At 70.1% G+C, this 13,550-nt stretch carries 8 protein-coding genes and 1 tRNA gene; all 9 read right to left on the reverse strand.

The window, feature by feature from the left end:
• Positions 1-162: 162 nt before the first annotated feature.
• Positions 163-236, reverse strand: a tRNA-Ile gene (locus tag FYW99_RS05340).
• A 182-nt stretch (positions 237-418) separates the two neighbouring features.
• Positions 419-1,153, reverse strand: coding sequence for a DUF3566 domain-containing protein (locus FYW99_RS05345; RefSeq protein WP_150250854.1), 735 nt, complete (start codon positions 1,151-1,153; stop codon positions 419-421).
• 111 nt (positions 1,154-1,264) lie between these two features.
• The gene (gene gyrA, locus FYW99_RS05350) at positions 1,265-3,877 is read right to left on the reverse strand and encodes a DNA gyrase subunit A (RefSeq protein ID WP_190394560.1); all 2,613 of its coding nucleotides are present in this window, start codon (positions 3,875-3,877) and stop codon (positions 1,265-1,267) included.
• A gap of 202 nt (positions 3,878-4,079) precedes the next feature.
• Entirely contained in the window at positions 4,080-6,017 is a 1,938-nt protein-coding gene (gene gyrB, locus FYW99_RS05355; protein ID WP_150250856.1) for a DNA topoisomerase (ATP-hydrolyzing) subunit B, read from the reverse strand.
• A 469-nt stretch (positions 6,018-6,486) separates the two neighbouring features.
• Positions 6,487-6,960 (reverse strand): DciA family protein, encoded by a 474-nt coding sequence (locus FYW99_RS05360; protein ID WP_190394561.1) that lies wholly within the window; start codon positions 6,958-6,960, stop codon positions 6,487-6,489.
• Between the two features lie 79 nt (positions 6,961-7,039).
• Entirely contained in the window at positions 7,040-8,173 is a 1,134-nt protein-coding gene (gene recF / locus FYW99_RS05365; RefSeq protein WP_150250858.1) for a DNA replication/repair protein RecF, read from the reverse strand.
• A 93-nt stretch (positions 8,174-8,266) separates the two neighbouring features.
• Positions 8,267-9,247 carry a phosphogluconate dehydrogenase (NAD(+)-dependent, decarboxylating) gene (gene gnd, locus FYW99_RS05370; protein WP_223838761.1) on the reverse strand — a complete coding sequence of 327 codons (981 nt, stop codon included), beginning with the start codon at positions 9,245-9,247 and terminating at the stop codon, positions 8,267-8,269.
• Positions 9,248-9,263: 16 nt separating this feature from the next.
• Complete coding sequence (gene dnaN / locus FYW99_RS05375; protein WP_150250863.1) at positions 9,264-10,403, reverse strand: DNA polymerase III subunit beta; 1,140 nt, start codon at positions 10,401-10,403, stop codon at positions 9,264-9,266.
• A 1,115-nt stretch (positions 10,404-11,518) separates the two neighbouring features.
• The gene (dnaA, locus tag FYW99_RS05380; protein ID WP_394350334.1) at positions 11,519-13,459 is read right to left on the reverse strand and encodes a chromosomal replication initiator protein DnaA; all 1,941 of its coding nucleotides are present in this window, start codon (positions 13,457-13,459) and stop codon (positions 11,519-11,521) included.
• Positions 13,460-13,550: the final 91 nt, after the last annotated feature.

A 13,550-nucleotide genomic window follows, 5' to 3' on the forward strand; every position in this document is an offset into this window, starting at 1 on the left:
ACAGGTCCATGAGTCGACGGGTGTACGTGTCGACACGTGCACCCGTCGACACGTCGACACGTCCCGTTGTCGACACCGCGTCCGGCGAACCGGGCCCGGCGCTGACGCACATGTGGCGCACAGGCACGAAAAAAGGCCCCCCGCGGGGAGCCTTTTCGTGTGTGGGCGTACCAGGACTTGAACCTGGGGCCTCATCCTTATCAGGGATGCGCTCTAACCGACTGAGCTATACGCCCTTGCTGCGTGTGGAACTCTACCGCATCGGCGGGACCGGGGCGAACCGGTGATCCGGGGCGGACGCGAGGCGGGACGCGGCTCACGCGTCCCTTTCCACCTCCCATTTTACCCGGGTGCGGAAGTGCTCGGGACCAACGCGTGAGGGCCCGGCCCCAGCGGGGGCCGGGCCCTCACGACGGTGCTACTCAGCCTCGGACAGCGTCACGTCGACGCCGCCGACCAGGTCGGCGACGAGGTTGTACAGCATGGCGCCCACCGTGGACAGGGCGGTGATCAGCACGATGTTCAGCGCGCCGACCACGCCGGTGTACCCCAGGACGCGGCCCGGCGAGAACCAGGAGGCCGGGTCGAGGCCGAGCTCGTCCTCGGTTCCGTCACCCTCCAGAAGCGCCGTGAGCATGTTGGTCAGCTCGTCGAAGACACCCAGCATCGACAGCGTCGCGTAGATCACCGCGACCGCCACGAACAGGATGATGAAGCACACCAGGGAGACGACGAAGCTGAACTTCATCACCGACCACGGCTCCACGCGGGAGACCGACAGGTGTGCCTTGCGGCTGGACAGGCTCGCCTTCACGGCGCTCGGGCCCTCAGGCACCGAGGTCTTCGATTCGGACACTGGCGTTCCCCCCGCTTCGGCGCGGTCCCCCGCCACGGGCTCGGACGTTCCGGCGGCGGCCTCGGACGCGGTGTCCGCCTTGTCGGCGGAGCCCCCGTCCTCGTCGCCGGACTCCTCGGCCGTGTCGGCCTCTCCGGTGTCCTGTGCCGGGTCGGCCTTGTCGTCGACCTCGGTGGTCACGGCGGCCCCCGCTTCTGCCGTGTCCTTCTCGGTCGTCTCCACGTCCCCGCCCCCGGCGGTCTCCGCCGTGTCCGGGTCGGTTTCGTTCGTGGTGGTGTTCCGCTGGTTGTCAGACATAGAAACGTTACCGCTGGACTTTCCTTGAGAACGGGTGATTGGCGCGACCAGGGTGTCCGCGGGGTTCGCACAAAACGAACCCCGCGGTCCATATGGGGCCTAACGCGAAGTCTAGGCCTCCGGGTTGCCTTCGTCGTTCGCGTCCGCGCTCTCGGCCGTGTCGACGGCTTCCTCTCCCGCGGCCTCGGCCGTCTCGACGGCCTCCTCCTCGGCGGCCTCGGCGTTGCGCGCCACGGCCACGATCTTGTTGCCCTTGTCCAGGTTCATCAGCCGGACGCCCATGGTCGTGCGGCCGGACCGCTTGACCTCGTCGGCACCGGTGCGGATGACACCGCCCACGGAGGTGATCGCGAAGACCTCGTCCACCTCGGGGTCGACCATCAGGGCGCCGACCAGCTTGCCGCGGGCCTCCACCACCTTGGCCGTCAGCACGCCCTTGCCGCCGCGGTTCTGCACCGGGTACTGGTCGGACGGGGTGCGCTTGGCGTAGCCGTTCTCGGTGGTGACCAGGACGTCCGTGGAGCCGTCGCCGGGCCGGATGACGTCCATGCTCAGCAGGTAGTCGTCCTCCAGGAACCGCATGCCGATCACGCCGCTGGTGGCGCGGCCCATGGGGCGCAGCGACTCGTCGGAGGCCGGGAACCGGATCGCCTGGGCGTCGCTGGAGATCAGCAGCAGGTCGTCGTCGGGGAAGACCAGCCGGGCGGCGATCAGCTCGTCGTCCTCGCGCAGGTTGATCGCGATGATGCCCGCCGCGCGCGCCGAGTCGAAGTCCTCCAGGCGGGACTTCTTGACCAGACCCTCGCGGGTGGCGAGCACCAGGTACGGGGCGGCCTCGTAGTCGCGCAGCGCCATGATCTGCGCGATCTCCTCGCCCGGCTGGAACGGGAGCAGGTTCGCCACGTGCTGGCCGCGCGCGTCACGGGCGGCCTCGGGCAGCTCGTAGGCCTTCGTGCGGTACACCCGGCCCTGGTTGGTGAAGCACAGGATCCAGTTGTGGGTGGTGGTGACGAAGAAGTGCTGGACGATGTCGTCCTGCTTGAGCTGGGCCCCGCGCACACCCTTGCCGCCGCGCTTCTGGGCGCGGTAGTTGTCGATGCGCGTGCGCTTGGCGTATCCACCGCGGGAGATCGTGACGACCACGTCCTCCTCGGCGATGAAGTCCTCCATGCGCATGTCGCCCTCGAAGGGGATGATGTGCGTGCGCCGCTCGTCGCCGTACTTCTCCACGATCTCGCCGAGCTCCTCGCGGATGATGCTCCGCTGGCGCGTGTCCGATTCGAGGATGTCGTTGTAGTCGGCGATCTGCGCCATGAGCTCGTCGTACTCGGCCGTCAGCGCGTTGCGCTCCAGGGCGGCCAGCTTGCGCAGCTGCATGTCGAGGATGGCGCGGGCCTGGATGTCGTCGATCTCCAGCAGGTCCATCAGGCCGGTGCGGGCCTGGTCCGCGGAGGCACTGGCCCGGATGAGGTTGATGACCTCGTCGATGCGGTCCATGGCCCGCAGCAGGGCGCGCAGGATGTGCGCCCGCTCCTCGGCCTTGCGCAGCAGGTACCGGGTCCGGCGGACGATGACCTCGACCTGGTGCTTGACCCAGTGCCGGATCATCTGGTCCAGGCGCAGGGTGCGCGGCACCCCGTCGACCAGCGCGAGCATGTTCGCGCCGAAGGTCTCCTGGAGCTGGGTGTGCTTGTAGAGGTTGTTCAGCACGACCTTGGCGACGGCGTCGCGCTTGAGCACGATGACCAGGCGCTGTCCGGTGCGGCCGCTGCTCTCGTCGCGCACGTCGGCGATGCCGGTGACCTTGCCGTCCTTGACCAGGTCGGCGATCTTGAGCGCGAGGTTGTCCGGGTTGACCTGGTAGGGCAGCTCGGTGACGACCAGGGTCTGACGGCCCCGCTTGTCCTCCTCCACCTCGACCACGGCGCGCATCGTGATGGAGCCGCGCCCGGTCCGGTACGCCTCCTCGATGCCGCGCTTGCCGACGATGAGCCCGCGGGTCGGGAAGTCGGGGCCCTTGACGCGCGCGATGAGCTGGTCGAGCAGCTCCTCGTCCTGCGCCTCGGGGTTGTCGAGGTACCAGTTGACGCCGTCGGCGACCTCGCGCAGGTTGTGCGGCGGGATGTTGGTGGCCATACCGACCGCGATGCCCGAGGAGCCGTTGACCAGCAGGTTCGGGAAGCGGGCGGGCAGCACGACGGGCTCGGAGGAGCGGCCGTCGTAGTTGGGCCGGAAGTCGACGGTTTCCTTGTCGATGTCCCGGAGCATCTCCATGGCCAGCGGCGCGAGCTTGCACTCGGTGTAGCGCATGGCGGCGGCCGGGTCGTTGCCCGCCGAGCCGAAGTTGCCGTTGGGGTCGACCAGCGGCATCCGCATGGACCACCACTGGGCCAGGCGCACCAGGGTGTCGTAGATGGCGCTGTCACCGTGTGGGTGGTAGTTGCCCATGACGTCGCCGACGACGCGGGCGCACTTGAAGTAGCCGCGGTCGGGCCGGTAGCCGCCGTCGTACATCGCGTAGAGCACGCGCTGGTGGACCGGCTTGAGGCCGTCGCGCACGTCGGGCAGGGCGCGGCCGACGATGACCGACATCGCGTAGTCGAGGTAGCTGCGCTGCATCTCGACCTGGATGTCGACGGGCTCGATCCGGTCGGTCATCCGCGGCGGGGCCTCCACACTGGAGTCCCCGCCCTCAGGGGCGTCGGGGTTGTTCGCATCCGTCACGGATGTCGGTCCCTTCTACGAAGCTTGCTTGAGCACGGGTGGGAACGGAGACCCGGGTCCCCAAGGACCCAGGCCCTGTTTCTCGGACCGGCCTCAGCTTGCGGGGGGTGGTCCGGGCGCCCACGGGGTTCTGGATGTGCCGGAGGTCCCCGTTCTTCGGGCGTCCGAACACGGAGCGAAGCGGAGGTCCGAGAAACACTGCCTAGATGTCCAGGAAGCGGACGTCCTTGGCGTTGCGCTGGATGAAGGCGCGCCGCGACTCGACGTCCTCACCCATGAGCACGCTGAACAGTTCGTCGGCCTGGGCCGCGTCCTCCAGGTTGACCTGGTGCAGGACGCGGCGGTCCGGGTCCATCGTGGTGTCCCACAGCTCGTTGGCGTTCATCTCGCCCAGACCCTTGAAGCGCTGCACCATGTCGCGCGGGCGCGGGTCCCTCTTGCCCTGGGCGATCCCGGCCTCGATGACCCGGTCCCGCTCGGCGTCGGAGAAGGCGTAGCTCGCGTCGCTGCCCTTCTGGTCCCACTTGACCTTGTACAGCGGCGGCGCGGCCAGGTACACGTTCCCGGCCTCGACCAGCGGCTTCATGAAGCGGAACAGCAGGGTGAGCAGCAGCGTGCGGATGTGCTGACCGTCGACGTCGGCGTCGGCCATCAGGATGACCTTGTGGTACCGCAGCTTCTCGGCGTCGAAGTCCTCGTGGATGCCGGTGCCCAGGGCGGTGATGATCGCCTGGACCTCCGTGTTCTTGAGGATGCGGTCGATCCGGGACTTCTCCACGTTCAGGATCTTGCCCCGGATGGGCAGGATGGCCTGGTTGTGCGGGTTGCGACCGCCCTTGGCGGAGCCGCCGGCCGAGTCGCCCTCGACGATGTAGACCTCGCACTCCTCCGGGTTGGTGGACTGGCAGTCCGACAGCTTGCCCGGGAGGGAGGTGGTCTCCAGCAGCGTCTTGCGGCGGGTCAGGTCGCGGGCCTGGCGGGCGGCCACGCGCGCGCGGGCGGCCTGGCTGGCCTTGGACACGATGTCCTTGGCCTCGCCGGGGTTGCGCTCGAACCAGTCGCGCAGGTGCTCGTTGGTGACCTTCTGGACGAAGGACTTGGCCTCGGTGTTGCCCAGCTTGGTCTTGGTCTGGCCCTCGAACTGCGGGTCGGCCAGCTTGACCGAGATGATGGCGGTCAGGCCCTCGCGGATGTCGTCGCCGGTGAGGTTGTCGTCCTTCTCGCGCAGCAGCTTCTGGTCGCGGGCGTACCGGTTGACCAGGGTGGTCAGCGCGGAGCGGAACCCCTCCTCGTGCGTGCCGCCCTCAGCCGTGTTGATGGTGTTGGCGAAGGTGTGCACGGACGAGGTGTAGGACTGGTTCCACTGCATGGCGACCTCGACCGAGATGCCCTCGCCGTCCTCCTCGAAGGAGATGATCGACGCGTGCGCCGGCTCCTTCTTGGCGTTGATGTGGCGGACGTAGTCCGACAGCCCCTCCTCGTAGTGGAAGGTGTTGACCGTCGGGCCGCCGTCGGTGTGCTCGGGCCGCTCGTCGCGGATGGTGATGGACAGCCCCTTGTTGAGGAAGGCCATCTCCTGCATGCGGCGGGCGAGCGTCTCGAACGAGAACGTGGTCGTCTCGAAGATGCCGCCGTCCGGCCAGAAGGTGATCTGGGTGCCGGTCTCGTCGGTGCTCTCGCCCTTGACGAGCTCACCCGTGGGCGCGGTCATCTCGTAGCGCTGGCGCCACACGTGCCCTTCGTTGCGGATCTCCACGTCCAGCGCCGTGGACAGCGCGTTGACGACGGAGACGCCGACGCCGTGCAGGCCGCCGGAGACCGCGTAGGACTTGCCGTCGAACTTGCCGCCCGCGTGCAGCGTGGTGAGGACGACCTCGACGGCGGGGCGCTTCTCCACCGGGTGGATGCCGGTGGGGATGCCGCGGCCGTTGTCGGCCACGCACACGCCGCCGTCGGCCAGCAGGGTCACCTCGATGGCGTCGGCGTGACCCGCCAGGGCCTCGTCGACGGAGTTGTCGACCACCTCGTAGACCAGGTGGTGCAGGCCCCGCTCCCCGGTGGAACCGATGTACATTCCGGGGCGCTTGCGTACCGCCTCAAGCCCCTCCAGAACCGTGATTGAACCTGCGTCGTAGGCCAAGTGGGAACACCCTCCTGCTGGGGACGCCTGCCGACCGCGGCCGAGCGGCGACGGTCACCCGTGACGCGGTGACCGGGAGGGCCGACGTGCCGCGACACCTGGGGGATCACCGTTCGCCACAGGGGCCGTCCGCCCACCCTCTTCTGGGGGCGTGGGACCGGCTACAGGCGTCTGAAGAACCGTCCCCATGATACCCCGCACGGTGCGACAAAGTGGCATTGGCGGCCCTGTGCCGCCTCACAACGAACGTTCAGGGAGGGAGACGACTCCCTACACGCGGGAGGGGCTGCGCGCAAGTCCCGGTGCGGTTGAGTGGCGCCTGCGGCGACCGACGGCCCCTGCCCCGTCCGACCCCCCGCCCCCCAGCGGTGCCGAACACCTGTGGGAACGGCGTTCACCTGGGGTTATCCACAGGACGTGGAAGGGGAGGAAGCGGACACTCCGGTACCAAGACTCGGAGGGACGCGCCTCAGCGGCGCCGGAAACCGGGCCCGCGGACCTTGATGGCGACGACCGTGCCGTCGCCCAGCTCCTCGTTGAGACGGCGCATGAGATCGCGCACCATCGCTCGCGCGTGGGCCGCCATGGTGGGTGAATCAGCCACCACGACGAGTTCACCGTCCGAATAACTCTCCGGACGCAGGTGTTCGGCGTTGAAATCGCCCACAATGTCCGCCCAACGGCCGAACACGCCGCCGATGGCCACCTGCTCCTGCCAGCCGTGCTCGATCAGCCACGTGCGCACGGCCTCGCCGAACATCTGGGGCTCGTTGCGTGACCGCAACCGGCCACGCCGGCGCGAGCGCTGGAGCCCCCGGGGCACCGCGCCGCGGTCCTTGGCCTCGGCCCGGGCGCGTGCGAGCGCCTGGCGGGCCAGGTCCGCCCCCGAGGGCGCCGGGGGAGCCGAAGGCCCTGGCTCGGACGGGCGCCGCGCGTCGTCCACAGGCTGTGGACGGAGTCCTCCGCCGCCGTGGTCGGCCGCCCCGGGAGCCGGACCCCGGTCCACAGGGTGTGGATAACGCTCACTCACCCGTGACGCCCCCCTCGCGCACGCCGTACCGGGCCCCGTCCAGTTCCTTGGGGATGTCCTCGGGCACGGCCGCGGTCACCAGGACCTGCTCGGCGTCACCGACGCGCTCGGCCAGCCTGCGGCGGCGCTCGCTGTCCAGCTCGGCGAACACGTCGTCCAGGATCAGCACGGGGTCGTCACCGTCGGAGCGCAGCAGGTCGAAGGCGGCCAGCTTGAGCGAGAGCGCGTACGACCAGGACTCGCCCTGGCTGGCGTAGCCCTTGGCGGGCATCCCGCCCAGCCCCAGGACCAGGTCGTCGCGGTGCGGTCCCACCAGGCTGACCCCGCGCTGAAGCTCACGGTCGCGGGCCTCGTCCATGGCCGCGCGCAGGGTTTCCACAAGCTGTGGACGGCCGGTCGGCGGCGCGGCCCCCTCGGGGACCGCGCCGCTGCGGTAGTCGGGGACGGCCGGGCCCCCGGAGTCGGTCAGCCCCGCGTAGGCCTCGGCGACCCTCGGGCGCAGCTCCTCCACCAGCTCCAGCCGCGCCGCCAGCAGCTCCGCACCCCTCTCCGCCAGGTGGGAGTCCCACACCTCCAGCGTGCTCAGGTCGGGCGCCGAGCGCTGGCGGAACATCCGGCCGGAGGCCGACTTGAGCAGGGCGTTGCGCTGCTTGAGCACCCGGTCGTAGTCCGAGCGCACGCCCGCCATCCGGGGCGCGCGCGCCACCAGCAGGTCGTCCAGGAACCGGCGCCGCTCGCCGGGGTCACCCTTGACCAGGGCCAGGTCCTCCGGGGCGAAGAGCACGGTGCGCAGGATCCCCAGGACCTCGCGCGGGCGGCCCGCGGGCGCCTGGTTGATCCGGGCGCGGTTGGCCCTGCCGGGGTTGAGCTCCAGGTCCACCACCATGGACCGCTCGTCGCGCACCACCTTGGCCCGGACGATCGCGCGGGGAGCGCCCTGGCGGACCAGCGGGGTGTCGGAGGAGACCCGGTGGCTTCCGAGGGTGGCCACGTAGCCGATCGCCTCGACCAGGTTGGTCTTGCCCTGGCCGTTGGCGCCGACGAACACGCTCACACCGGGGCCCATCTCGACGAGGGCCTCACGGTAGGACCGGAAGTCGGCCAGTTGCAGGTGGGATACGTACATCCGGCCTTCCTCCTGGGGCGGCGGCGGTCGGGGGAAGGGTGTTCCCGGGGACGGCCCGCGGGCTGCGTCCCCGGGGCGGGGCTGGAGGACGCCTCAGACGTCGATGTCGTCCGAGGTCTCGGCCCGGTGCACGGCGTGCCCGCCGAACTGGTTGCGCAGGGCCGCCACGACCTTCATGGCCGGGCTGTCGTCCTGGCGGGAGGCGAACCGCGCGTAGAGGGAGGAGGTGATCGCCGGGGCCGGGACCGCGAGGTCCACGGCGGCCTGGACGGTCCAGCGGCCCTCACCGGAGTCCTCGGCGTAGCCGCGCAGACGCGACAGCTCGGGGTCCTCCTCCAGAGCGCGCGAGAGCAGGTCCAGCAGCCAGGAGCGCACCACGGTGCCCTCGCGCCAGCTCTCGAACGTGCCGGGGACGTCGTCCACGAGGCCGGAGGCGACCATGAGCTCGTAGCCCTCGCCGAAGGCCTGCATCATGCCGTACTCGATGCCGTTGTGGACCATCTTGACGAAGTGTCCGGCGCCGACCGCTCCGGCGTGGACGAAGCCCACGCCCTCGTCCGGCACGAGGGAGTCGAAGACCGGGCGGGCCTTCTCGACCTCCTCGGCCGGGCCGCCGACCATGATGCCGTAGCCGTTCTGTCGGCCCCAGACACCGCCGCTCACACCGGCGTCGAGGTAGCCGACGCCCTTCTCCGCCAGTGCCTTGGCGCGGACGCGGTCGTCCGCGTAGTGGGAGTTGCCCCCCTCGATGACGAGGTCGCCCTCGTCCATGAGCTCGCCCAGTTCGGCGATGGTCGCGGCCGTGGGGTCGCCCGCGGGGACCATCACCCAGACCACCCGGGGGGCGGCCAGGCGTTCGACCAGTCCGGCCAGGGTGTCGACGTCGCGCTCCGGCGAGGCGACGTCGTACCCGACGACCTCGTGGCCCTTCTCCCGCAGCCGGGCGGCCATGTTGCCGCCCATCTTGCCGAGACCGATCATTCCGAGCTGCATGGTGCTCTGCTCCCCTTCGCCGCCTGTGGATGGACGCCGGCCGGCCCGGGTCGCGGACCGGATCCGGCAGGTGCCAGTCAATCGAACCGGCCGCGGATCAGCCCGGCTGACGCACCGGCATGATCAGGTAGCGGTACTCGGGGGAGGAACCCTCCTCCGCGGGCTTGCCGGTCAGGATCGACGGCTTGGTCGAGGTGGTGAAGTTCAGGCGGGCGACGTCGGTGCCGATGGCGCCGAGCCCGTCCAGGAGGAACCCGGAGTTGAAGGCGATCTGGATGTCGTCGCCGTCCAGGTCGGCCTCCAGGGCCTCGACCGCCTGCGCCTCCTCGCCGGTACCCGCCTCCAGGACCAGCTGGCCCTGGCTGAAGGACAGCCGCAGCGGGGTGTTGCGCTCGGCGACCAGCGAGACGCGCTTGACCGCCTCGACGAACTCGGAGCGGCTGACCTCGGCCACCGAGTTGAAGGTGTCCGGCAGCAGCGCCCGGTACTTGGGGAACTCGCCGTCGAGCAGGCGGGTCGTGGTGCGGCGGCCGCCGCCCTCGAAGCCGATCATGCCCTCGCCGGAGCCGCCGTCCGAGAGGGCGATCGAGACCTCGGCGCCCGAGGTGAGCGACTTGGCGGTGTCGTGGAGGGTCTTGGCCGGAACCAGCGCGACCGCGGACAGGTCGGGGTTCTCCGGCTTCCAGGTGAGCTCGCGCACGGCCAGGCGGTAGCGGTCGGTGGAGGCGAGCGTGATCTTCTCGCCCTCGATCTCGACGCGCACGCCGGTGAGCATCGGCAGGGTGTCGTCGCGCCCGGCGGCCACGGCCACCTGGCTGACCGCGGCGGCGAAGGCGTCGCTGCCGACGGTCCCGCTCACACCGGGCATCTCCGGGAGCGTGGGGTAGTCCTCCACCGGCATGGTGGTCAGGGTGAACTTCGCGCTGCCGCCGGTGACGACGACCTTGGGGCCGTCGGTGGAGATCTCCACAGGCTGTGCGGGGAGGTTTCGGGTGATCTCGGCCAGGAGCTTGCCGGTGACCAGCACCGTGCCCGGCTCCTCGACGTCGACGTCCACCGCTGCCTGGGTGGAGACCTCGTAGTCGAAGCCGGACAGGCGCAGCTGCTGGCGGCCGTCGAACTCACCGGCCTCCAGCAGGATGCCGACGAGCACCGGGACCGAGGGGCGCGTCGGGAGTGTGCGCGCGGTCCAGGCGACTGCCTCGGCCAGTACGTCGCGTTCGACCCGGAACTTCACTTTCCGACTCACTTTCCGCACGACCGGGGGTGCCGGTCGAAGCCTCAACGTTGCAGCTCGTGGATCTGTGGGTCTGCCGAGGGCTCCGTCCACAGGGCTGTGGAGGCCGCGCCGGTGGCGCCGGGAGCTGCCTCGGATCCCGTATGGGGTCACCGCTCGGATCCGGGCGGCGGAGGACAGGGGCGAGACCACACGTTACCCGGATTCACCCGCTGCCGCTGACAGCTCAGCGCCGGGCTGTCGTCACGCCGGTCTCGGAGAGTTGTCCACAGATTTTCCGCGGAGCGGTTGTGAAGCCACATCTTGGTTAATGAAGGTGCGCAGTAGTAGTAGGGCCTGTGGATAGTGTGGATAACCCTTGTTTTCGCAGGTCAACACGCGAATTTTTGTCCACAGGCCCTGTGGGTAACCCTGTGCGTAACTTGGCCCGCCTGTGGACGAACGAAGCCGTCCCCAGGTTTTCCACACTCTGTCCACAGCTTCGTCCACAGGTTTTCCCCAGGTTCTCCACAAGGATCGGTGGTTCAGTCATCGGATGACCCACCGCCGTGTCCACAGGGACAGGGGTGGTTACCCACAGGCTCGGCGCACTTTTCCACAGGTTGTCCACAGGGTTGTCCACAGATTTGACCCTCCTCCTGTGGATAACTTGGGCGAGAGGACGCCAAAATTTTTTTCTGAGCCCCTCCACAGACCACCCGAACACCGACAAAGGGTCTGTGCACAGGTTTGTCCACAGGGGGGCTCGCCGTTCTGTGCGCCGAACACCGGCACGAGCACCTCCGACCAGGTGTGGGAAGGGCAACAGCGGTCGCGGAACACCCGGGAAACAGGGAGAACAGGGCGTGCCGGGCACGAACCGCCCCGGACGTCGGCAGAGGCGGCGAACCCCTCCAGAGGCGGGTGTTCGTACACACAAGCCTGTGGATAACTCGGCCGGAGGTGTGGCGGAGCCCTGTGGATAACGTGTGCCGTCTTGTGGCTGTGCCGTCTTGTGGACGTGTCGACACGTAGCCGTGTCCACGGGCCGGCACACCGCCGCGGAGCGCGGGCCGCACGCCGCGGGGCGGCCCCCGTCCCGGAGGCCGCCCCGCGGCTCGTGCACAGTCCGTGGATCAGGTCAGCGAGGGCTGGTCCTTGATCCGGCTGGTGAGCTCGTGCACCTGGTTGTAGATGGACCGGCGCTCGGCCATCAGCCCGCGGACCTTGCGCTCGGCGTGCATGACCGTGGTGTGGTCGCGGCCGAACTGCTGCCCGATCTTGGGCAGGGACAGCTCGGTCAGCTCCCGGCACAGGTACATGGCGATCTGCCGGGCGGTCACCAGCACCCGGGAGCGCGAGGTCCCGCACAGGTCCTCGACCGTCAGGCCGAAGTAGGCGGCCGTCTGGGACATGATCGCCCCCGCCGTGACCTCGGGGACCTCGGTGCTGGGCACCAGGTCCCGCAGCACCTGGCTGGTCAGGTCCAGGTCCACCGACTGCCGGTTCAGGCTGGCGAAGGCGGTCACGCGGATCAGCGCGCCCTCCAGCTCCCGGATGTTGGTGGAGATCTTGCTCGCGATGAACTCCAGCACCTCGGGTGGGGCCGCCAGCCCCTCCTGCGCGGCCTTCTTGCGCAGGATGGCGATCCGGGTCTCCAGCTCGGGAGGCTGGACGTCGGTGAGCAGGCCCCACTCGAACCGGCTGCGCATCCGGTCCTCCAGCGTGGTCAGCTGCTTGGGCGGCCGGTCGCTGGAGATGACGATCTGCTTGTCGGAGTTGTGCAGCGTGTTGAAGGTGTGGAAGAACTCCTCCTGCGTCTGCTCCTTGTTCTCCAGGAACTGGATGTCGTCCACCAGGAGCACGTCGATGTCGCGGTACCGGCGGCGGAACCCGTCCGCCTTGCCGTCCCGGATCGAGTTGATGAACTCGTTGGTGAACTCCTCCGAACTGACGTACCGCACCCGCGACCCCTCGTAGAGGCGGTGCGTGTAGTGCCCGATGGCGTGCAGCAGGTGGGTCTTGCCCAGCCCGGAGCCGCCGTGGATGAACAGCGGGTTGTAGGCCTTGGCCGGAGCCTCGGCGGCCGCCACGGACGCCGCGTGCGCGAAGCGGTTGCTGGAGCCGATGACGAAGGTGTCGAAGGTGTACTTCGGGTTCAGGCGCGCGTGCTCGCCCGGCGGGACCTCCTGCGAGCGCCCCGGGGGAGAGGGGAGGGGCCTCGGCGGGGCCTCGTCCTCCACGGGGGCCTCCACCGCCTCCGGAGCGGGCGGGGCCTCCTCGGCCGCCTCCGGCCCCGGGGCGGGCGCGGGGGCCTCCTCCCGAGGGGTCTCCCAGCGGTTGGGCCGGTCCCACTCCGGGTCCGTCCAGGCCTGCTGCTGCCACCGCCCGGGCTCCCGCGGCCGCTCCAGGGCCGAGGGCTGCTCCCACAGGGGGGGCGCGGTGGGCGTCTCCTGGGGGGAGGCGAAGGTCTGCTGGACCCAGGGCGCGGGCGCGTCGCGGACCGTGTGCGGCTCCTCGTCGGTGGGCGAGGGGGCCGCCGGGGGCGTGGGGCCCAGCAGGTCGGCCTGGTCCGGCGCCGACGGCGGGGCCGAGGGCCACGGGGCGGACGGCTCGGCGGGCGGGCGCGCGTGCTGTCCCCGGGAGCCGGGCACGGCCCGCTGGGCGTCCGCGGGCGCTGCCGGGAGAGCCCGCGGCTCGGTCGGCCCCGGTCCCGTCAGCCCCGGGGCGGTGCCCGGCACGACGGGGGAGAAGGCGGGGGCGGTGTGCCCCTCCACGCTCCGCGGCCCCTGCGGCCCCGGGGAGGCCGGGGGAGCAGGGGTGGGCGGCGGGGTCGGCACCGCGGTGGGGTCGACCGTCACCGCGACCCGGATCTCCCGGCCCAGGTGGGCGGAGAGCGCCTTGCTGATCGCCGGGTACAGGCGCGTCTCCAGCACCTTCTTGGTGAACTCGTTGGGCGCCGCGATGAGCGCGGTGTCCTCGATCAGGCCCAGCGGGCGGGTCTGCGGCAGCCATGCGCGCTGGTGCGCGGGAAGGGAGTCGTTGTCGATCCCGTCCAGGACGCTGGACCAGACCATTGCGAGGTTGACCTGCGCGTCAGCCAAGACGACCTGCCATGGGTGCTGTCCCTTCGGTACGGGTCTGTGCGGTGCGAAGCGGGGGGCAGGA

The organism is Nocardiopsis deserti, assembly GCF_008638355.1.
Classification (GTDB): Bacteria; Actinomycetota; Actinomycetes; order Streptosporangiales; family Streptosporangiaceae; genus Nocardiopsis; species Nocardiopsis alborubida.

What these genes read in the sequence shown, in the direction of transcription:
- recF (WP_150250858.1), bottom strand. Translation starts at nt 8,173, where the DNA reads ATGTACGTATCCCACCTGCAACTGGCCGACTTCCGGTCCTACCGTGAG.
- dnaA (WP_394350334.1), bottom strand. Translation starts at nt 13,459, where the DNA reads ATGGTCTGGTCCAGCGTCCTGGACGGGATCGACAACGACTCCCTTCCC.
- FYW99_RS05345 (WP_150250854.1), bottom strand. Translation starts at nt 1,153, where the DNA reads ATGTCTGACAACCAGCGGAACACCACCACGAACGAAACCGACCCGGAC.